Raw genomic sequence first — 18,505 nt, forward strand, 5'->3', positions numbered from 1 at the left:
AGCCCTTGATCTCAGTTATGCTAAAGGGCTTACTGCTTTATTTCGCGCGCAAAATCTGTACGCAAAAGGGCAAACAGTTCAAGACCCAAGTCAAAACCCAAGTCAAGACCCCGCCAGGGCCTGAAACCAAGGTGCGTCACGAGCCTCTTGTTTTAGGTCCATCAGTATGGCTCGTATGGCTCGTATGGCTCGCGTAATGACTCGTCCAACTGCCCCGGCCGCATCCAGTTTTGTGCGTTTGTCATAGTTTGTTGGCAAGCCCGCTCTTTTACGTATATGAACGTTTGAGGCGGTTTTGCGCGAACTGCCTTCTCCGAAAGATTCACCGCTTGAGGAGACGAGTACGAAAGTACTTACCAGTGGTACGTAAAAGGGATTTCAAAGGTCATGCCTACCATTAGCCAACTCGTGCGCAAGCCGCGCGAAGTCAGCATCATCAAAAGCAAGAGCCCTGCGCTCGAAAACTGCCCGCAACGCCGCGGCGTGTGCACTCGCGTGTACACCACCACCCCCAAGAAGCCGAACTCCGCTCTGCGCAAGGTTGCCAAAGTGCGTCTGACCAACGGTTACGAAGTCATTTCGTACATCGGCGGTGAAGGCCACAACCTGCAAGAGCACTCGGTGGTTCTGGTGCGTGGCGGTCGTGTGAAGGACTTGCCCGGTGTGCGTTATCACATCGTGCGCGGTTCCCTCGACCTGCAAGGCGTCAAGGATCGTAAGCAAGCCCGCTCGAAGTACGGCGCCAAGCGCCCGAAGAAGGCTTAATAACGAGTCAGCAGTACCCCCGCGTGGCGGCAGTCCGTCACTAGGGAAGTGCGACCGCGCCCTCCGGTTTTTGGGATGGAGCGCGGCACGTAAGGGGTCGTCCCAATGGGCGGCCATGGCCGTGTAATGAAACACGGTTCAACTGAACAGACACAAGGAAGCAACAATGCCCCGTCGTCGCGAAGTACCCAAGCGCGAGATTCTGCCCGATCCCAAGTTCGGCAGCGTCGAACTCGCCAAGTTCATGAACGTCGTCATGCTGGACGGCAAGAAGGCCGTCGCCGAGCGCATCGTTTACGGTGCCCTCGAGCAAGTGCAAACCAAGACCGGCAAAGAGCCGATCGAAGTTTTCAGCCTGGCGATCAACAACATCAAGCCGATCGTCGAAGTGAAGAGCCGCCGCGTTGGCGGTGCCAACTACCAAGTGCCGGTTGAAGTGCGCCCCGTGCGCCGCCTGGCCCTGGCTATGCGTTGGCTCCGTGAAGCCGCTAAGAAGCGTGGCGAAAAATCGATGGATCTGCGTCTTGCTGGCGAACTGATCGACGCCGCTGAAGGTCGTGGCGCCGCGATGAAGAAGCGCGAAGACACGCACAAGATGGCAGAGGCCAACAAGGCCTTCAGCCATTTCCGCTGGTAATTTAAGGACTAATCCACCATGGCCCGCAAAACCCCGATCGAGCGCTATCGCAACATTGGTATCTCTGCGCACATCGATGCAGGGAAGACCACCACGACCGAACGTATCCTGTTCTACACCGGCGTCAATCACAAGATTGGCGAAGTGCATGATGGCGCAGCCACCATGGACTGGATGGAACAAGAGCAAGAGCGTGGCATCACCATTACGTCGGCAGCAACGACGGCGTTTTGGCGTGGCATGGCGAAGAACTATCCCGAACACCGCATCAACATCATCGACACCCCGGGGCACGTGGACTTCACCATTGAGGTGGAACGTTCCATGCGCGTCCTGGACGGTGCTTGCATGGTCTATTGCGCGGTGGGTGGTGTTCAGCCCCAGTCCGAAACCGTGTGGCGCCAAGCCAACAAGTACGGCGTGCCGCGTCTGGCCTTCGTCAACAAGATGGACCGCACCGGTGCCAACTTCTTCAAGGTCTATGACCAGCTGAAGACGCGCCTGCGCGCCAATCCCGTGCCGATCGTGATCCCGATCGGTGCCGAAGACACGTTCCAAGGCGTGGTCGACCTGGTCAAGATGAAGGCGATCATTTGGGACGAAGCCAGCCAAGGCATCAAGTTCGACTACGCAGACATTCCGGCCGAGCTGGAAGGCCTGGCAAACGAATGGCGCGAAAAGCTGGTTGAAGCCGCCGCTGAGTCGTCGGAAGAGTTGATGAACAAGTACCTGGAAACGGGTTCCTTGGACGAAGACGAAATCAACCTGGCCATCCGTCAACGCACCATCGCTGGCGAAATCCAGCCGATGCTGTGCGGCACCGCCTTCAAGAACAAGGGCGTGCAGCGCATGCTGGACGCGGTCATCGACTACCTGCCTTCGCCCGTGGATATTCCGCCGGTTGATGGCATGGACGACGATGGCAATCCCGTCAAGCGTGAAGCTAACGACGAAGAGAAGTTCTCGGCTCTGGCATTCAAGCTGATGAGCGATCCGTTCGTGGGTCAATTGACCTTCGTGCGCGTTTACTCGGGCGTCCTGAAGTCGGGCGATACGGTCTACAACCCCATCAAGGGCAAGAAAGAACGTATTGGTCGCATTCTGCAGATGCACGCGAACAACCGCGAAGAAATCAAGGAAGTGTTGGCAGGCGACATCGCCGCCGTGGTGGGTCTGAAAGACGTGACCACCGGCGAAACGCTGTGCGACATCGACTCCCACATCTTGCTCGAACGCATGATTTTCCCCGAGCCCGTGATTTCGCAGGCCGTGGAACCGAAGTCGAAGGCTGACCAGGAAAAGATGGGTCTGGCGCTGTCGCGTCTGGCTCAGGAAGATCCGTCGTTCCGCGTGCGCAGCGACGAAGAATCCGGCCAAACCATCATTTCCGGCATGGGCGAGCTTCACCTGGAAATTCTGGTCGACCGCATGAAGCGTGAGTTCGGCGTTGAAGCCAACGTCGGCAAGCCGCAAGTGGCCTACCGTGAAACGATCCGCAAGGTCTGCGAAGAAGTCGAAGGCAAGTTCGTCAAGCAGTCGGGCGGTCGCGGTCAGTACGGTCACGTGGTCCTGAAGGTCGAGCCGTTGCCTCCTGGCGGTGGCTACGAATTCGTGGACGCCATCAAGGGCGGTGTGGTTCCTCGCGAATACATCCCGGCGGTGGACAAGGGCATCCAGGAAACGCTGCCTTCGGGCGTGTTGGCTGGCTATCCGATCGTCGACGTCAAGGCGACGCTGTTCTTCGGTTCGTACCACGATGTGGACTCGAACGAAAACGCGTTCAAGATGGCCGGCTCCATGGCATTCAAGGAAGGCCTGCGCAAGGCTAGCCCGGTGCTGCTGGAACCGATGATGGCCGTTGAAGTCGAAACGCCTGAAGACTACGCCGGCACCGTGATGGGCGATCTGTCCTCGCGTCGCGGTATGGTTCAAGGCATGGACGACATGGTCGGCGGCGGCAAGGCCATCAAGGCTGAAGTGCCCCTGGCTGAGATGTTCGGTTACGCCACGAACCTGCGTTCGTTGACGCAAGGTCGTGCCACGTACACGATGGAATTCAAGCATTACTCCGAGGCTCCCAAGAACGTCGCTGACGAAGTCATCGCCGCTCGGGCCAAGTAAATAACCCTTGCCAGGTCCGCTCAATCGGGCGGCCCTGGCGAAATCAAGTTTCCTTGAAAGTTAAAGGATAGAGATCATGGCAAAAGGCAAGTTTGAACGTACCAAGCCGCACGTGAACGTGGGTACGATTGGTCACGTTGACCACGGCAAAACGACGTTGACGGCAGCTATCACGACCGTTCTGTCGAACAAGTTCGGTGGCGAAGCCAAGGGCTACGACCAGATCGATGCGACTCCTGAAGAAAAGGCTCGCGGCATCACGATCAACACCGCCCACGTCGAGTACGAAACGCAAGCGCGCCACTACGCGCACGTTGACTGCCCGGGCCACGCTGACTATGTGAAGAACATGATCACGGGCGCGGCGCAAATGGACGGCGCGATCCTGGTGGTTTCGGCCGCTGACGGCCCGATGCCGCAAACTCGTGAACACATCCTGCTGAGCCGCCAAGTTGGCGTGCCGTACATCATCGTCTTCCTGAACAAGGCTGACATGGTTGACGACGCCGAGCTGCTCGAGCTGGTGGAAATGGAAGTTCGCGAACTTCTGTCGAAGTACGACTTCCCGGGTGATGACACCCCGATCGTCAAGGGTTCGGCCAAGCTGGCGCTGGAAGGCGACAAGGGCGAACTGGGCGAGCAAGCGATCATGGCCTTGGCCGATGCGCTGGATTCGTACATCCCGACGCCTGAGCGTGCCGTTGACGGCGCGTTCCTGATGCCGGTTGAAGACGTGTTCTCGATCTCTGGCCGCGGCACCGTCGTGACCGGTCGTATCGAACGCGGCATCGTCAAGGTCGGCGAAGAAATCGAAATCGTGGGCCTGGTGCCGACGGTCAAGACGACTTGCACGGGCGTTGAAATGTTCCGCAAGCTGCTCGACCAAGGTCAAGCTGGCGACAACGTGGGCATCCTGCTGCGCGGCACCAAGCGTGAAGACGTCCAGCGCGGCCAAGTTCTGGCCAAGCCGGGCTCGATCACCCCGCACACGGACTTCACGTCCGAGGTGTACATCCTGTCCAAGGAAGAAGGCGGCCGTCACACTCCGTTCTTCCAAGGCTATCGTCCCCAGTTCTACTTCCGCACGACGGACGTGACGGGCACGATCGAGCTGCCGGCCGACAAGGAAATGGTTCTGCCGGGCGACAACGTGGCCATGACGGTCAAGCTGTTGGCTCCGATCGCCATGGAAGAAGGTCTGCGTTTCGCCATTCGTGAAGGCGGTCGTACCGTCGGCGCCGGCGTCGTCGCCAAGATCCTGAAGTAATTCGGATCACTTAAGTAGCACACAACCAGCGAGGACGACTCGTCGTCCTCGCCTCTCGTTCTTTAGGAAACGCCATGAAAAACCAAAAGATCCGTATCCGCTTGAAAGCATTCGATTACAAGCTGATCGATCAATCGGCCGCTGAAATCGTCGACACCGCCAAGCGTACCGGCGCCGTTGTCCGCGGCCCGGTGCCGCTGCCCACGCGTATCCGTCGCTACGACGTTCTGCGTTCGCCGCACGTCAACAAGACGTCGCGTGACCAGTTCGAAATCCGTACCCATCAGCGTTTGATGGACATCGTTGATCCCACCGACAAGACCGTTGACGCTCTGATGCGTCTGGACCTGCCGGCCGGCGTCGACGTCGAAATCGCCCTGCAATAAGGCGTATCGAGCCTGCTACCTTCGCCGGTAGGCTCGTAAAAAATGGCCGTATTCCCCCGGGAGTGCGGCCATTTTGTTTTTGTGGCCAGGACGCAGTCTTCGCCAACCGGCAGCACACGCCTGGGTTAGCGGGCACTTACTGTGCTGCTTGCCGTTCCAGTTGCTGCGCGACGGGCTTGCCCGCCGGCGGGCCATCGTTGCTTGGCTTGCGGGACTGCCGGCAGAGCAGTGCCGCAGTGTGGCAAAACGGCCGCGCCGAACACAGCATAAGTGGGCTAAGTGCTTGTGCTGACTGAAAAAAACATGCTAATATGCCAAGCTTGCCATTTTGTGGCAAGTCTAACTATGGGAAGAGGGATGGGGTAACCCCCAATAATCCCCAGCCCAGGTTGAACATAGTCGTAGGGCAGAGGCCGTTACCTTTTGCCCGATTAGCCCCGACCAATCGCAGTCGGGAATGGAGAAAACGATGTCGAATTCGACACCCACGCCCGCCGCTCACCGGCTGGGGCTGGTGGGTCGCAAGGTCGGCATGACCCGCATTTTTACCGAGGAAGGTGAATCCATCCCGGTAACCGTGCTGGACGTGTCTAACAACCGCGTGACCCAAATTAAGTCGCTGGAAACCGACGGCTACGCCGCGATCCAAGTGACTTATGGCACTCGTCGTGCCTCGCGTGTGGCTCAGCCGCAAACGGGCCACTACGCCAAGGCCGGCGTTGAAGCCGGTAGCATCCTCAAAGAATTCCGCCTTGATCCCGCACGCGCCGCTGAATTTGCGGCTGGTGCTGTGATCGCCGTGGAATCCGTGTTCGAAGCCGGCCAACAGGTCGACGTGACGGGCACGACCATTGGTAAAGGCTTCGCCGGTACCATCAAGCGTCACCACTTCGGTTCGCAACGCGCTTCGCACGGTAACTCCCGTTCGCACCGCGTTCCCGGCTCGATTGGTCAAGCTCAAGATCCGGGCCGCGTGTTCCCGGGTAAGAAGATGGCTGGTCACCTGGGTGATGTCACCCGCACCGTTCAAAACCTCGACGTCGTTCGCGTTGACGTTGAGCGTGGCCTGCTGCTGGTCAAGGGCGCTGTCCCCGGCCACGCTGGCGCCGACATCGTCGTGCGCCCGGCCATCAAGGCCCCGGCCAAGAAGGGAGCGTAAGTAAATGGATCTCAAGCTCCTGAACGACCAAGGTCAGGCCGCTGCTACGTTCAGCGCGCCCGACACGATCTTCGGCCGTGACTTCAACGAAGCTCTGATTCATCAGATCGTGGTGGCTTTCCAAGCCAATGCCCGTGCCGGCAACCGCGCTCAGAAGGATCGTGCCGAAGTTAAGCACTCGACCAAGAAGCCCTGGCGCCAGAAGGGTACCGGCCGCGCACGCGCTGGTATGACTTCGTCGCCGTTGTGGCGTGGCGGTGGTCGGATTTTCCCGAACTCGCCCGAAGAGAACTTCAGCCAGAAGGTCAACAAGAAGATGTACCGCGCCGGGATCCGTTCGATCTTGTCGCAACTGGCTCGTGAAGACCGCATCGCTGTTGTCGAATCGTTTGATCTGGCTTCGCCCAAGACCAAGGACGCCGCTGCAAAGCTGAAGAGCCTGGGTCTGGACTCGGTCCTGATCATCACCGACAGCGTTGATGAGAATGTTTACCTCGCCACCCGCAACCTGCCGCACGTTGCCGTTGTCGAGCCCCGTTATGCCGATCCGTTGTCGCTGGTCCACTACAAGAAAGTGCTGATCACCAAGCCGGCCATCGCTCAACTCGAGGAGATGCTGGGATGAACGCTGAACGCTTGATGCAAGTCATTCTGGCTCCGATCGTGACCGAAAAGGCCACGTTCGTCGCTGAGAAGAATCAGCAAGTCGCTTTCCGTGTCGTGGCTGATGCTACCAAGCCGGAAATCAAGGCTGCCGTCGAACTGCTCTTCAAGGTGCAGGTCGAGTCCGTGCAGGTCCTCAACCGTAAGGGCAAAGTCAAGCGCTTTGGCCGATTCGTTGGCCGTCGCCGTAATGAGCGCAAGGCTTACGTGTCGCTCAAAGACGGCCAGGAAATCGACTTTGCGGAGGTGAAGTAAATGGCCCTCGTAAAAGTTAAGCCGACTTCGGCTGGCCGTCGTGGCATGGTGAAGGTTGTTAGTCCCAACCTGCACAAGGGTGCCCCTCACGCGCCGTTGCTGGAAAAGAAGATCCGTGGTTCGGGCCGTAATAACAACGGTCACATCACGATCCGCCATCGTGGCGGTGGTCACAAGCAGCATTACCGTCTTGTCGACTTCCGTCGTGACAAGGACGGTATCCCGGCAAAGGTCGAGCGTCTGGAATATGACCCCAACCGTACGGCGCACATTGCTCTGCTGTGCTACGCCGACGGCGAACGTCGTTACATCATCGCTCCGCGTGGTCTGGAAGTGGGTGCAACCGTGCTGTCGGGTATTGAAGCCCCGATCCGCACCGGTAACACGCTGCCGATCCGCAACATCCCGGTGGGTACGACGATTCACTGCGTAGAAATGTTGCCTGGCAAGGGTGCTCAGATGGTCCGCTCGGCCGGCGCTTCCGCCGTCCTGCTGGCTCGCGAAGGCATCTACGCTCAAGTGCGTCTGCGCTCTGGTGAAGTTCGCCGTGTGCACATCGAATGCCGCGCCACCATTGGTGAAGTCGGTAACGAAGAACACAGCCTGCGCCAAATCGGCAAGGCCGGTGCAATGCGTTGGCGCGGTGTCCGCCCGACGGTTCGTGGCGTTGCCATGAACCCGGTCGACCACCCGCACGGTGGCGGCGAAGGCCGTACCGGTGAAGCACGCGAACCGGTCAGCCCGTGGGGTACTCCGGCGAAGGGTTTCAAGACCCGTCGCAACAAGCGGACGAACAATATGATCGTCCAACGGCGCAAGCGCAAGTAAGAGGCGAACACTATGTCACGTTCGATCAAGAAAGGCCCGTTTGTCGATGCTCACCTGATCAAAAAGGTGGACACGGCCGTCGCGGGCAAAGACAAGAAGCCGATCAAGACCTGGTCGCGTCGTTCCACGATCCTGCCCGAGTTCATCGGTCTGACGATCGCTGTGCACAACGGCAAGCAGCATGTCCCCGTGTACATCAACGAGAACATGGTCGGTCACAAGCTGGGCGAGTTCGCGCTGACCCGTACGTTCAAGGGTCACGCTGCGGACAAGAAGGCGAAGAGGTAAGCGATGGAAACTACTGCCATTATCCGTGGGGTTCACATCTCCGCACAGAAGACCCGTTTGGTTGCGGACTTGATCCGTGGTCAGAAGGTCGGCCGTGCGTTGGAAATCCTCACCTTCTCGCCGAAGAAGGCTGCCGTCATCCTGAAGAAGGCTGTCGAGTCCGCCATCGCCAACGCCGAGCACAACGACGGCGCCGATATCGACGAACTGAAAGTCACCACGATTTTTGTGGACAAGGCTCAGTCGATGAAGCGCTTCTCCGCTCGCGCCAAGGGCCGCGGCAACCGTATCGAGAAGCAGACCTGCCATATCACGGTTAAGGTCGGAGCTTAAGGAGTCACGATGGGTCAGAAAATTCACCCCACTGGGTTCCGTCTCGCGGTCACCCGTAATTGGTCCTCGCGTTGGTTCGCCGACGACAAGGCCTTCGGCACGATGTTGGCCGAAGACATTCGCGTTCGCGAGTACCTGAAAAAGAAGCTCAAGAGCGCCTCCGTTGGTCGCGTGATCATCGAGCGTCCGGCCAAGAATGCCCGCATCACCGTCTACTCGGCTCGTCCGGGCGTGGTGATCGGCAAGCGCGGCGAAGACATCGAAAACCTGAAGGCTGATCTGCAGCGTTTGATGGGCGTGCCTGTGCACGTCAACATCGAAGAGATCCGCAAGCCGGAAACCGATGCTCAACTGATTGCCGATTCGATCTCGCAACAGCTCGAAAAGCGCATCATGTTCCGTCGCGCAATGAAGCGCGCGATGCAAAACGCGATGCGTCTGGGTGCCCAAGGCATCAAGATCATGAGCGCCGGTCGTCTGAACGGTATCGAAATTGCTCGCACCGAGTGGTATCGCGAAGGCCGTGTGCCGCTGCATACCCTCAAGGCCAATATCGACTACGGCACCTCCGAAGCCCACACCACGTATGGCGTGATCGGCATCAAGGTCTGGGTCTATAAGGGCGACATGCTGGCTAACGGCGAATTGCCGCCGGAAACCGCTGCCCCGCGCGAAGAAGAACGTCGTCCGCGCCGCGCTCCGCGTGGTGATCGTCCGGACGGTGCTCGCACCGGTCGTCCGGGTGGTCGCGGTCGTGGTGGTCCCCGCAAGGCGGACGCTGCTCCGGCGCCTGAAGGAGAATAACCATGCTGCAACCCTCTCGCAGAAAGTATCGCAAAGAGCAGAAGGGCCGCAACACCGGTCTGGCGACCCGTGGTACCCACGTGTCGTTCGGCGAATTCGGTCTGAAGGCCACCGGCCGTGGCCGTTTGACCGCTCGTCAGATCGAAGCTGCTCGTCGTGCCATCAATCGTCACATCAAGCGTGGCGGCCGTATCTGGATTCGCATTTTCCCGGATAAGCCCATCTCGCAAAAGCCCGCCGAAGTCCGCATGGGTAACGGTAAGGGTAATCCTGAGTACTGGGTCGCTGAAATTCAGCCCGGCAAAGTGCTCTACGAAATGGAAGGTGTGAGCGAAGAGATCGCGCGTGAAGCTTTCCGCCTGGCCGCTGCCAAGCTGCCGATTTCGACCACGTTCGTCGCGCGTCATATCGGTGCTTAAGGAGTACTAACATGAAAGCTAGCGAACTCCGTTCGAAAGACGCCGCCGAGCTCGGCAAAGAGCTCGAAAGCCTGCTGAAGGCACAATTCGGTCTGCGTATGCAGAAGGCCACGCAGCAACTGGCCAACACCAGCCAGCTGCGCAATGTGCGTCGCGACATCGCTCGCGTGCGCACCTTGCTGACCGAGAAGGCAGGGAAATAAAGATGAGCGAAACTCAAAACACCCAAGTGGCCAAGCGCCAGCGTACGCTGGTTGGCAAGGTCGTCAGCAACAAGATGGACAAGACTGTCGTTGTGCTCGTTGAGCGCCGCGTCAAGCACCCCATCTTCGGCAAGATCATCATGCGCTCCGCGAAGTACAAGGCGCACGACGAATCGAACCAATACAACGAAGGCGATACGGTTGAAATCGCTGAAGGCCGTCCCATCTCGCGCTCGAAGTCGTGGCGTGTGGTGCGTCTGGTTGAAGCCGCACGTATCATCTAAGTAGTACGTCGGAACGGTTCGCCGTTCTGATATAAAACGGCAAGGGCTCACCCCCTTGCCGTTTTTTTTCGCCTTTGAGATCTATGCCGATGCGGATAATTGACTTCATGCGCAGCACCGTCAAGGCCGGCGTGCTTGGCGTCGCGCTATGCGCGGCTGCCGCCGCCGTGGCGCAGCGCGATCCGGGCGCGGACGTCACGGCGGCCTCGCCGGTGGATGACCCGCGTGCGGGCAAGAACGTCTTGAATGCGGGGCCCGAGCCGCGCGTCAAGCTTCCCGCCGGATCACCGGACCACGCCGCCATCTTCGGCACGGACAACGAGGATGAGCAGGCGCTAGCCTCGCAAGAGCAAGCGCTACAGGCGCAGCGCAATCAACTGATGCTGCTTGAACGGCTGCTCAACCAGAAGCCCGTGGATGCCGCGGCGGCGCCGCCGGCCATGATGCCGTTGAACACGGGCTCGACGATGAAGCCCCTGGCGCCGACCCCAGCCGGCTCGCAACTGGACCGCGGCAAGATCGATGAGATGCAGCGTCGCGTCGACGGTCTGCGGCGCGAGGCGGACACGCTGCGTCAGAACGCCAAGTAGAGGTGGCGGATCAAGTCCTTGCCGCCCTTTGAAACGCAGCGTATCGACTCTTGGCGCCGCTGCTGTTACAAGCTCTGTGATTCTTGATATAAGTGCGGCAGCGCATCCATTGCGCTGACAATTCTGACCACAGGAGTTGCATAGATGATCAAGTCCGCGGGCAAGCTTGGCGTTGCAGGTTTCATGGTGTTGGCGTGCGCGGGGGTATCGGCACCGGTGGGCGCTCAGAGCATTATTTTCAAGGATGTTGAGGTCTCTCGCCCCATCTACGACAGCGTGCTGGTCGTCGGCAGCGATAGCCGCGCACGTGCAGGGATGGAAGTCCGCGAGTTGCAGAAGGCGATGGATCAGGTCAAGGAACAAGCGCGCACGTTGGATGAACTGAAGAACCAGAACCGCGCATTGCAACGCAAGGTGGATGATCAAGACAAGAAGATCGCTGCACTGGAGCGCAAGCAAAGTGATAGCAGCCGTAGCAGCAGTAGTAGCTCTAGCAACAACAGTGCAAACGAGCGGCAGTTCAGCTCGATGCAGCGCCAGATTGATCAGCTTAGCCGCGACCTGGATCGCGTACGCAGCAAGGTGAAATAGGAGAGGGGCCTCTGCGCGCGGCTTGGCTGCGCGCAGAGGCTGTTTTTGACGTCAGCCCCGCCGTGCAAATTCCCGCAGCCGCCCTGCGATGCCCGTCGGGAAGTAGTACACCGACACCACGAACAGGATCCCCAGCCATAGCAGCCAGCGGTCCGGCTCAAACAGCAGGGCCAGCGGCGCCACGCCGGATACCATGTCGTGGATGACGTGCAAGCCATCCTGTAGATAGCTTTGCGCGAACACGAATAGACTGGCGCCCACCACCGCGCCGTACATTGTGCCCATGCCGCCGATCACCAGCATCAGCAGGATGTTCAGCATGATCTCGAACGACAGCGAGGTGTCCGGCCCGTTGTAGCGCAGCCAAAGCGCGTACATGGCGCCGGCCAGCGTGGCGAAGGCGGCGGCGAGCAGGTTCGACAGGCTGCGGTACAGCACCGTGCGATACCCGATGGCTTCGGCGCGGAAGGGGTTTTCGCGAATGGCTTGCAGCACCCGCCCAAACGGCGAATTCACGATACGCAGCAACATCAGGAACAGCACGGTGCAGACCGCGGCGATCAGGTAGTAAGTGATGATGCGGCCGTCGACCGTCACGCCGAACAGGGGTTCCGACAGCGGCCGGAACGCCGGGCGCAGCATCTGGGGCACTTTGAAGTTCAGGCCGTCTTCGCCGCCCGTCAGGTCAGACAGCTGCGACACCAGTGTCTGGAACGCAGCCGCGACCGCCAGCGTGATCATGGCGTAGAAGATCGCGCGTACGCGCAGGCTGGCCAGCCCGATCAACAGGGCGAACGCCAGCGACACGACCAACGCGCCACCGACGCCCGCGAACACCGCGGTCCAGCCTGGCTCCATCCGGATGCTGGCGATCGCCACGCCGTAGGCGCCGATGCCGAAGAACATGGTGTGCGCGAAGCTCACGATGCCGGTGTAGCCCAGCAGCAGGTCGTAGCTGGCGACAAGGATCACGAACACGAGGATCTTGGCGGCCACGGCCAACGATTTGGGACCGGGAAAGAGAAATGGCGCTGCGGCAAGCAGGGCGACGACGGTAATCAGCACGAGCGCCAGGAAGGTGCTGCGCGGAGGATCGCCGGAGAGCAAGCGGAAAGACATGTCGGCGCTCCTAGCGGTTCGTGACCGGATAGACGCCTTGTGGGCGCCACAACAGGATAGCGACCATCAGTGCGATATTCGAGAACAGGGCGGCTTTGGGCACGAGGAAGCCGGTGTAGTTGGCCATCAGCCCGACCAACAGCGCCCCGATCAGGCAACCGACCGTTGACCCCAGCCCGCCGATCATGATGACGATGAAAATCAACACGTTCACCTGTGCGCCCAACTGCGGCACCACCGACTGCTGATACATGCCCCACAGCACGCCGCCCAGCCCGGCGAGCATCGACCCGGCGACGAAGACGCCCACGAACAAGTGCCGGATGCGGTAGCCCAGGCTTTCGACCATCTCGCGGTCTTCCACGCCGGCGCGGATCAACAGGCCCAGCTTGGTGCGGTTCAGCAGCCACAGCATGCCGCCCAGCACCAGGATGCCGACGACCAGCGCCACGATGCGGAATTTCTCGATGGCGGCATCGCCCAACAGGAATGCGCCGCGCAACGCCTCGGGCAGCGGCAGGGACAGGGTCTGCGGACCCCAGATCATCTTGATGATCTCTTCTCCGATGATCATGCCGCCCATCGTGATCAGGATCTGCTTCAGATGCTGGCCGTACACCGGCCGTACGATCACGCGCTCGAACGCCAGGCCCACGGCGCCTGCCACCAGCATGCCCACGATCATGGCCGGCAGCACGGCGGCCAGGTTCATCCACAGGCTGCCCGTCTGGGTCCAGTCGGCCATGCCGCCCAGCACCGTCGCGGCCATATAGGCGCCGATGGCGATGAAGAGGCCGTGCCCGAAGTTCAGGACGTCCATCAAACCGAACACCAGCGTCATGCCCGAGGCCACGATGAAGATGATCATGCCCATCGCCAGGCCCGCGAGCGTCAGCGTGACCCATGTCGAAAAGGAGCCCACCAGCGGCAACGCGATGGCGGCCAGCGCGGCGACCAGCAGTACGGGGCGCAGGTCCGCGCGTGTGCGGGGCAGCGGGGTATCGATATCCAGGGTGCTCATTGATGGCTTCCCAACGACAGCCCAAGCAGGCGTGTCTGTAATGCTTCGTCTTGGGCCAGTTCGCGCATGCTGCCCGCATGGACGACGCGGCCGTTGTCCATGATCGCGACATGGTCGCCGACCTGCTGCGCGAAGTTGAAGTTCTGCTCGACCAGCAGGATGGTGGTGGACGCTTCCTTGAGTTCAAGGAAGGCGTCGATCATGTTCTGGATGATGGCGGGCGCAAGACCCTTGCTGGGCTCGTCGATCAGCAGCAGCCGGCGCGGCTCGATGATGGCGCGCGCCACCGCCAGCATCTGCTTCTGTCCGCCCGACAGCTTGCCGGCCGGATGCAGCCAGAATTTTTTGAGTGCAGGGAAGAAACCGAAGATCCATTCCAGCCGTGCCGTGTCGAGCTGGTCTGCGCTGCGCGCCTGCCGCGCAGCGAGCAAGATGTTTTCCTTCACCGACAAGTCCGCAAAGATGCCCATGTTCTCGGGCACATAGGCCATGCCCATGCGCGCCATGTCGGGCGGCGATTTGCGTGTGCCGGGTCCGCCGATGGGGGTGCCGTCAAACGTTACCTGGCCTTGCGAGGCCCGCCACAATCCCATGATCGTGCGCAGCGTGGTGGTCTTGCCGGCGCCGTTGCGGCCCAGCAGCATGGTGACGCCCGCAGACGGCACCGCCAGGTCGACGCCGTGCAGGATGTGGTACGCACCGATGTGGGTATGCACCCCTTGCAGTTCCAGCAGCATCGGGGCGCTCATGCTGGCGTCTCCGTCGGGCTCATGCCCAGATAGGCCTGCTGCACGATGGGCGAGGCGATGACGGTGGCGGGGTCGCCGTCGGCCATCAGTTGGCCGTTGTGCAGCACGACGATGCGGTCGGCCAATTCGCGCACCACATCCATCTTGTGCTCCACCAGCAGAATCGTCTTGGTCGGATCGTTCTTGATCTCGCGGATCAGTTCCAGCACCACCGGCACGTCGTCTACGCTCATGCCGGCGGTCGGTTCATCGAACATGAACACCTGCGGTTCCAGCGCGATGAGCATCGCGATTTCCAGCTTGCGCTGGTCGCCATGCGGCAGGTCCGCGGCGGCGTGGTCGCGTCGTGCGGACAAGCGGGTACGTTCCAGCAGCGCATCGGCGCGGGCCAATAGGGCGCGATCGTCATCCCATGTGCGCCAGAAGCGGATCTGGCGCCAGCTCATGCCTTGCTGACGCGACTGCAAGGCAAGCCGCACGTTTTCATGCACGGACAGCCGCGGGAACAATTGCGTCAACTGGAACGCGCGGCCCAGACCCGCATGCATGCGGGCGGGCGCGGACAACGACGTCAGATCACGACCGTTCAAGCGCACCGACCCCGCGCTTGCGCGCAGCTGGCCGGAGATCAGATTGAAGTAGGTGGTCTTGCCCGCGCCGTTCGGGCCGACGATGGCCGTCAGCGTGCCGGGCGCATAACAGCAGCTGACATCATTGACGGCCACGTGTCCGCCGAAGCGGATCGTGAGTGATTGGGTTTCCAACATGTCGGCGGTGCGCCTTCAGCGTTTGTTCTGGATCGGCACGGCCATCTGGTCAGGCGTGATTTCCTTCACCAGATCCTGCACTGCCCAAGGCACCGAGGGATCATTCTTGATGCGGAAGTGATACATGGATTGCATGGCCTGATGATCCTCGGGCCGGAATGTCATCTTGCCCTTGGGGGTGTCGAAGCTCATGCCCTCCATGGTCTTGATCAGCTTGTCCGTGTCCGAATCGCCCGCAGTCTTGTTCAGCGCCGTCACGATGGCGATTCCAGACGACATGCCGCCCGCCGTGAAGAAGTCCGGCGGCTGGCCATAGCGCTTCTGATGTTCGGCGACCAGCCAATCGTTGATCGGATTCTTCGGGATGCCGTAGTAGTAATAGGTGGCACCTTCCATGCCGGCCAGCGACTTCAACGGCGTCATCGCGGCCAGCGTGTTGCCGCCCGTGGCGATTTCAATGCCGAAGCGCTTGGGATCCAGGTCGGCGATCTTGAACGGATTGCCTGCGCCTGCCCACAGGATGAAGATGATCTTGCGGCCGGGCTTGTCCTTCAACGCATCGAACAGGCGCTGCGCGCCCGCGGTGAAGTCGGTGGCATTGGCGGGCAGGTACTCTTCATGCACGATCTTGGCCTGCTTCAGGGCGCCCTTGAACGCTTTCACGCCGTCGCGGCCGAAGGCGTAGTCCTGCGCCAACATGGCGATGGAGGTGCCGGCCTGATCGAAGGCAACCGCGTTGGCGATGGCGTCCTGGGACGAATTGCGGCCCGTGCGGAAAATGTACTTGTTCCATTTTTCGCCCGTGATGGAGTCCGCCACCGCCGGTTCCACCAGCAGAATCTTTTCATACTCTTCGGCGATCGGCAGCATGGCCAGCGCAACGCCCGATGAGGTGGGGCCGACGGCGATATCGGCGTTGTCGTCGGCATAAGCGGACGCCAACTGCGCGCGGGCCACGTCGGGCTTGCCCTGGTTGTCCTTTTCAATCACGCGGATCTTGCGGCCTGCCACGGTCATGGTGCCCTGGGTGGCGTATTCCAGGCCCAGCATCAGGCCGGCCTGCGTTTGTTTGGCGTAGGCCTCCAGCGGCCCGGTTTTGTCGTAGACGTGGGCAATGACGAAGTCTTTCGCCGCTACCGCCGAATTCATGCAAAGGGCCGCTAGCGCAGCAAGCAGAATGCGATTCATGGGTATCTCTCCTGTGGTCAGTGGGCGCGCGCGGTCGCGGTAAGGTCGGGCGTGGCAAGGAATTGACGGACGGCGTCGATCTGTGGCGCCACATTCAGAGCGGGCGCATGGCCGCAATCGGGAAAGTCGATGCGCTTCGCGCACGGGCCGCGTTGGGTCATCGCGTGCGCGACGTCGGGTAGCAGCAGATCGGAATCGGCGCCTCGCAACAGCAGCACCGGCATGCGCAGCGAGTCGTAGCCGGTCCAGCGGTCGTAGTCGCCGGGGTGATGGCTGAACTGGCCGACGATGGCCGGATCGTAATGCGCCGTGACACGGCCATCGGGCAGCCTGCGTACGGATGTTTCGGCCATGCGGCGCCATTGTGCGTCGCTTTGCCAACCGTATGGCTTGTAGGCAACGCGCAGCCAGGCTTCCAATTCAGTGACGGTATCGAATGCGGGCGGATTTCCGGCGTAGGCCAGAATGCGGTCGATGGCGGGCTGGGGCAGCTCTGGTCCGATGTCATTGACGACCAGATGCGATATCCGATCGCGCAGCGTCGTGGCGGCGGCGTGCATGCCCGTTGCGCCGCCCATGGAGGTGCCCACCCAGCGCAGGCGCGCAAGCGACAAGCTGTCGGCCAGGGCGCGGGCCAGCCGCGCGTAGAAGTCCAACCGGTATTCGGCGACGGGATCGGGGCTCCATTGCGACAGGCCGCGGCCGATCGTGTCGGGACAGATGATGCGATAGTCGTCGGCCAGGGCCTGGGCCAGTTCGTCGAAGTCGCGGCCGGTGCGGGCCAGACCGTGCCACATGATGACGGGGGGCGCGTCGGCGCGGCCCCATTCCGTGACGTGCAGTTCGCGCCCCTCGCATCGCAGATAGTGCGATGTGGGCGTATGGCGAGCAGCCGTTGCGGGCGCGTGTGCCATGTGTCTCCTCCCGGGTTGTCCAGGTTGTGTGCTTATCGGGCTGACTATAGACTTGCGCCAGACGCATTCACAATGCGCCGGGCCCCCCACAGCAGGGTGAGTCAAGAAGTTGTAGACGCAAGATCAATTTGCGCTACCCGCCGCGTACAGGAGACCGCGCCATGTCCGATACGGAATTTGCCATCTCGGCCAGCGCAGGCGCCGACCGGCGTGAGCTATGGCGCGCGGCCTTGTCGAACGCCTTTGGCCCGTTCGAGGTGCATCGCGGCATGCCGGACCATTTTGCTGGGCATGTGCGCTACGCGCGCCGCGCCAGCTTGCAGTTCAATGATCTGCACTATCAGGGACAGAAGCTGGAACGCACGGCGGGCAACGTGTCCCGCCTGGACCAGGAGTTCTATACCTTCGGCTTGCCGCTGGCTGGGCCGCTTGCGGTGCGGCAGCAGGGCCGCGAGTTTCAGGTCGAGCCGGGCTGCGTGTACCTGATGAACCAGAGCTTGCCGTATCAGGCGACGGCGCTGGGAACGTCAGGCTACCGCAGCCTGAGCGTGTCCTTTCCCCGCAGCGCGCTGTCGCAGCGGGATTCCCGCATTGGCGCGTTTTACAAGCTGCGCGTTGACGACGGCTCGCCGCGCGGCGCGATGCTGGCCAGTTACATGGACCACCTGTTCAAGGGCATGGGCCGCTGGTCCGATACGGAAGTGACGGAGCTGGGCGAACGCCTGATCGACCTGATCGTGCTGTTCCTGGTGCAGCCGGGGCAAGGGCATGCCTCCGAATCGGACAGCAGCGTCACCCTGGCACACCGGCAGCGCGTGTTGGCGTACATCCGCCAGCATTTGACGGACCCGGCGTTGTCGCCGCTCCAGGTGGCGCAGGGCTGCGGCATATCGGTGGCGTACCTGCACCGCATCCTGCGCGCGGGTGGTCTGTCGGCCGAGGCCTTCATCTTTGACCAGCGCCTGGACAAGTGCCACGAGCTATTGCTCAGCCCCGGGCACCGTCATCGCACCATTGCCGAACTGGCGTATCAAGTGGGCTTTTCGCACCCCTCGCATTTCAGCCGCTTGTTCAAGAACCGGTTCGGCATGACCCCGCGGGACCTGCGCGCCCGCGGCTAAGAAAAACGGCTCACCAAGGTGAGCCGTTTTACT

General features: G+C 61.0%; 24 protein-coding genes. 18 read left to right on the forward strand and 6 right to left on the reverse strand.

Translation table 11 applies throughout. The annotated features are described in order from the left end of the window. The first annotated feature begins 387 nt into the window (after positions 1-387). The 17 genes from rpsL to HV753_RS18600 all read left to right on the forward strand — a co-directional run bounded on the left by rpsL (position 388) and on the right by HV753_RS18600 (position 11,593). Positions 388-765, forward strand: a complete 378-nt coding sequence (rpsL, locus tag HV753_RS18520) for a 30S ribosomal protein S12 (RefSeq protein WP_005017264.1) — start codon at positions 388-390, stop codon at positions 763-765. A 166-nt stretch (positions 766-931) separates the two neighbouring features. Beyond that, on the forward strand, positions 932-1,402 hold the full coding sequence (gene rpsG, locus HV753_RS18525; RefSeq protein ID WP_050450091.1) for a 30S ribosomal protein S7: 471 nt from the start codon (positions 932-934) through the stop codon (positions 1,400-1,402). Positions 1,403-1,420: 18 nt separating this feature from the next. Further along, positions 1,421-3,523: an elongation factor G gene (gene fusA / locus HV753_RS18530; protein WP_175176067.1), complete on the forward strand. Its 2,103-nt coding sequence runs from the start codon at positions 1,421-1,423 to the stop codon at positions 3,521-3,523. Positions 3,524-3,599: 76 nt separating this feature from the next. Then, on the forward strand, positions 3,600-4,790 hold the full coding sequence (gene tuf, locus HV753_RS18535; RefSeq protein ID WP_054420859.1) for an elongation factor Tu: 1,191 nt from the start codon (positions 3,600-3,602) through the stop codon (positions 4,788-4,790). A 74-nt stretch (positions 4,791-4,864) separates the two neighbouring features. Next, entirely contained in the window at positions 4,865-5,176 is a 312-nt protein-coding gene (rpsJ, locus tag HV753_RS18540) for a 30S ribosomal protein S10 (RefSeq protein WP_003806903.1), read from the forward strand. A 469-nt stretch (positions 5,177-5,645) separates the two neighbouring features. Then, a complete protein-coding gene (rplC, locus tag HV753_RS18545) occupies positions 5,646-6,335 on the forward strand; it encodes a 50S ribosomal protein L3 (RefSeq protein WP_175176068.1) in 690 nt (229 codons plus the stop codon). Between the two features lie 4 nt (positions 6,336-6,339). Next, the gene (gene rplD / locus HV753_RS18550; RefSeq protein WP_175176069.1) at positions 6,340-6,960 is read left to right on the forward strand and encodes a 50S ribosomal protein L4; all 621 of its coding nucleotides are present in this window, start codon (positions 6,340-6,342) and stop codon (positions 6,958-6,960) included. Continuing rightward, positions 6,957-7,253: a 50S ribosomal protein L23 gene (gene rplW / locus HV753_RS18555; protein ID WP_006216557.1), complete on the forward strand. Its 297-nt coding sequence runs from the start codon at positions 6,957-6,959 to the stop codon at positions 7,251-7,253. Before rplD ends, rplW begins: the two co-directional genes overlap by 4 nt. Continuing rightward, the gene (gene rplB / locus HV753_RS18560; RefSeq protein ID WP_175176070.1) at positions 7,254-8,081 is read left to right on the forward strand and encodes a 50S ribosomal protein L2; all 828 of its coding nucleotides are present in this window, start codon (positions 7,254-7,256) and stop codon (positions 8,079-8,081) included. A gap of 12 nt (positions 8,082-8,093) precedes the next feature. Further along, positions 8,094-8,369: a 30S ribosomal protein S19 gene (rpsS, locus tag HV753_RS18565; RefSeq protein WP_006216555.1), complete on the forward strand. Its 276-nt coding sequence runs from the start codon at positions 8,094-8,096 to the stop codon at positions 8,367-8,369. Between the two features lie 3 nt (positions 8,370-8,372). Continuing rightward, positions 8,373-8,702, forward strand: coding sequence for a 50S ribosomal protein L22 (gene rplV / locus HV753_RS18570; protein ID WP_006227021.1), 330 nt, complete (start codon positions 8,373-8,375; stop codon positions 8,700-8,702). Positions 8,703-8,711: 9 nt separating this feature from the next. Further along, on the forward strand, positions 8,712-9,506 hold the full coding sequence (gene rpsC / locus HV753_RS18575) for a 30S ribosomal protein S3 (protein WP_175176071.1): 795 nt from the start codon (positions 8,712-8,714) through the stop codon (positions 9,504-9,506). A 2-nt stretch (positions 9,507-9,508) separates the two neighbouring features. After that, the gene (gene rplP, locus HV753_RS18580) at positions 9,509-9,925 is read left to right on the forward strand and encodes a 50S ribosomal protein L16 (RefSeq protein WP_006216552.1); all 417 of its coding nucleotides are present in this window, start codon (positions 9,509-9,511) and stop codon (positions 9,923-9,925) included. Positions 9,926-9,936: 11 nt separating this feature from the next. Continuing rightward, entirely contained in the window at positions 9,937-10,128 is a 192-nt protein-coding gene (gene rpmC / locus HV753_RS18585) for a 50S ribosomal protein L29 (protein WP_003806912.1), read from the forward strand. A 2-nt stretch (positions 10,129-10,130) separates the two neighbouring features. After that, positions 10,131-10,412, forward strand: a complete 282-nt coding sequence (gene rpsQ, locus HV753_RS18590) for a 30S ribosomal protein S17 (protein WP_006216549.1) — start codon at positions 10,131-10,133, stop codon at positions 10,410-10,412. A 107-nt stretch (positions 10,413-10,519) separates the two neighbouring features. Continuing rightward, on the forward strand, positions 10,520-11,002 hold the full coding sequence (locus HV753_RS18595) for a hypothetical protein (protein ID WP_246288310.1): 483 nt from the start codon (positions 10,520-10,522) through the stop codon (positions 11,000-11,002). A 144-nt stretch (positions 11,003-11,146) separates the two neighbouring features. Further along, a complete protein-coding gene (locus HV753_RS18600; protein ID WP_175176073.1) occupies positions 11,147-11,593 on the forward strand; it encodes a hypothetical protein in 447 nt (148 codons plus the stop codon). 51 nt (positions 11,594-11,644) lie between these two features. Here HV753_RS18600 and HV753_RS18605 read toward each other — a convergent pair whose 3' ends face one another. From HV753_RS18605 to HV753_RS18630, 6 genes are read right to left on the reverse strand one after another with little or no spacing between them, the layout of a single operon-like run. Then, a complete protein-coding gene (locus tag HV753_RS18605; protein ID WP_175176074.1) occupies positions 11,645-12,712 on the reverse strand; it encodes a branched-chain amino acid ABC transporter permease in 1,068 nt (355 codons plus the stop codon). A gap of 10 nt (positions 12,713-12,722) precedes the next feature. Further along, the gene (locus HV753_RS18610; protein WP_175176075.1) at positions 12,723-13,733 is read right to left on the reverse strand and encodes a branched-chain amino acid ABC transporter permease; all 1,011 of its coding nucleotides are present in this window, start codon (positions 13,731-13,733) and stop codon (positions 12,723-12,725) included. After that, on the reverse strand, positions 13,730-14,482 hold the full coding sequence (locus HV753_RS18615; RefSeq protein ID WP_088588562.1) for an ABC transporter ATP-binding protein: 753 nt from the start codon (positions 14,480-14,482) through the stop codon (positions 13,730-13,732). Before HV753_RS18615 ends, HV753_RS18610 begins: the two co-directional genes overlap by 4 nt. Further along, entirely contained in the window at positions 14,479-15,249 is a 771-nt protein-coding gene (locus tag HV753_RS18620; RefSeq protein ID WP_175176076.1) for an ABC transporter ATP-binding protein, read from the reverse strand. Before HV753_RS18620 ends, HV753_RS18615 begins: the two co-directional genes overlap by 4 nt. Positions 15,250-15,264: 15 nt before the next feature. Continuing rightward, positions 15,265-16,437 carry a substrate-binding domain-containing protein gene (locus HV753_RS18625; RefSeq protein ID WP_175176077.1) on the reverse strand — a complete coding sequence of 391 codons (1,173 nt, stop codon included), beginning with the start codon at positions 16,435-16,437 and terminating at the stop codon, positions 15,265-15,267. 17 nt (positions 16,438-16,454) lie between these two features. After that, on the reverse strand, positions 16,455-17,351 hold the full coding sequence (locus HV753_RS18630; RefSeq protein WP_175176078.1) for an alpha/beta fold hydrolase: 897 nt from the start codon (positions 17,349-17,351) through the stop codon (positions 16,455-16,457). 161 nt (positions 17,352-17,512) lie between these two features. Here HV753_RS18630 and HV753_RS18635 point away from each other — a divergent pair, with 161 nt between their 5' ends. Next, positions 17,513-18,472, forward strand: a complete 960-nt coding sequence (locus tag HV753_RS18635) for a helix-turn-helix domain-containing protein (RefSeq protein ID WP_175176079.1) — start codon at positions 17,513-17,515, stop codon at positions 18,470-18,472. Positions 18,473-18,505: the final 33 nt, after the last annotated feature.

Origin of the sequence: Achromobacter pestifer (assembly GCF_902859625.1) — a bacterium.
GTDB lineage: Bacteria > Pseudomonadota > Gammaproteobacteria > Burkholderiales > Burkholderiaceae_B > Achromobacter > Achromobacter pestifer.

Bases quoted from the DNA above. Each gene is read 5' to 3' on its own strand.
- rpsL (WP_005017264.1), top strand. From the start codon at position 388: ATGCCTACCATTAGCCAACTCGTGCGCAAGCCGCGCGAAGTCAGCATC.
- rpsG (WP_050450091.1), top strand. From the start codon at position 932: ATGCCCCGTCGTCGCGAAGTACCCAAGCGCGAGATTCTGCCCGATCCC.
- fusA (WP_175176067.1), top strand. From the start codon at position 1,421: ATGGCCCGCAAAACCCCGATCGAGCGCTATCGCAACATTGGTATCTCT.
- tuf (WP_054420859.1), top strand. From the start codon at position 3,600: ATGGCAAAAGGCAAGTTTGAACGTACCAAGCCGCACGTGAACGTGGGT.
- rpsJ (WP_003806903.1), top strand. From the start codon at position 4,865: ATGAAAAACCAAAAGATCCGTATCCGCTTGAAAGCATTCGATTACAAG.
- rplC (WP_175176068.1), top strand. From the start codon at position 5,646: ATGTCGAATTCGACACCCACGCCCGCCGCTCACCGGCTGGGGCTGGTG.
- rplD (WP_175176069.1), top strand. From the start codon at position 6,340: ATGGATCTCAAGCTCCTGAACGACCAAGGTCAGGCCGCTGCTACGTTC.
- rplW (WP_006216557.1), top strand. From the start codon at position 6,957: ATGAACGCTGAACGCTTGATGCAAGTCATTCTGGCTCCGATCGTGACC.
- rplB (WP_175176070.1), top strand. From the start codon at position 7,254: ATGGCCCTCGTAAAAGTTAAGCCGACTTCGGCTGGCCGTCGTGGCATG.
- rpsS (WP_006216555.1), top strand. From the start codon at position 8,094: ATGTCACGTTCGATCAAGAAAGGCCCGTTTGTCGATGCTCACCTGATC.
- rplV (WP_006227021.1), top strand. From the start codon at position 8,373: ATGGAAACTACTGCCATTATCCGTGGGGTTCACATCTCCGCACAGAAG.
- rpsC (WP_175176071.1), top strand. From the start codon at position 8,712: ATGGGTCAGAAAATTCACCCCACTGGGTTCCGTCTCGCGGTCACCCGT.
- rplP (WP_006216552.1), top strand. From the start codon at position 9,509: ATGCTGCAACCCTCTCGCAGAAAGTATCGCAAAGAGCAGAAGGGCCGC.
- rpmC (WP_003806912.1), top strand. From the start codon at position 9,937: ATGAAAGCTAGCGAACTCCGTTCGAAAGACGCCGCCGAGCTCGGCAAA.
- rpsQ (WP_006216549.1), top strand. From the start codon at position 10,131: ATGAGCGAAACTCAAAACACCCAAGTGGCCAAGCGCCAGCGTACGCTG.
- HV753_RS18595 (WP_246288310.1), top strand. From the start codon at position 10,520: ATGCGCAGCACCGTCAAGGCCGGCGTGCTTGGCGTCGCGCTATGCGCG.
- HV753_RS18600 (WP_175176073.1), top strand. From the start codon at position 11,147: ATGATCAAGTCCGCGGGCAAGCTTGGCGTTGCAGGTTTCATGGTGTTG.
- HV753_RS18605 (WP_175176074.1), bottom strand. From the start codon at position 12,712: ATGTCTTTCCGCTTGCTCTCCGGCGATCCTCCGCGCAGCACCTTCCTG.
- HV753_RS18610 (WP_175176075.1), bottom strand. From the start codon at position 13,733: ATGAGCACCCTGGATATCGATACCCCGCTGCCCCGCACACGCGCGGAC.
- HV753_RS18615 (WP_088588562.1), bottom strand. From the start codon at position 14,482: ATGAGCGCCCCGATGCTGCTGGAACTGCAAGGGGTGCATACCCACATC.
- HV753_RS18620 (WP_175176076.1), bottom strand. From the start codon at position 15,249: ATGTTGGAAACCCAATCACTCACGATCCGCTTCGGCGGACACGTGGCC.
- HV753_RS18625 (WP_175176077.1), bottom strand. From the start codon at position 16,437: ATGAATCGCATTCTGCTTGCTGCGCTAGCGGCCCTTTGCATGAATTCG.
- HV753_RS18630 (WP_175176078.1), bottom strand. From the start codon at position 17,351: ATGGCACACGCGCCCGCAACGGCTGCTCGCCATACGCCCACATCGCAC.
- HV753_RS18635 (WP_175176079.1), top strand. From the start codon at position 17,513: ATGTCCGATACGGAATTTGCCATCTCGGCCAGCGCAGGCGCCGACCGG.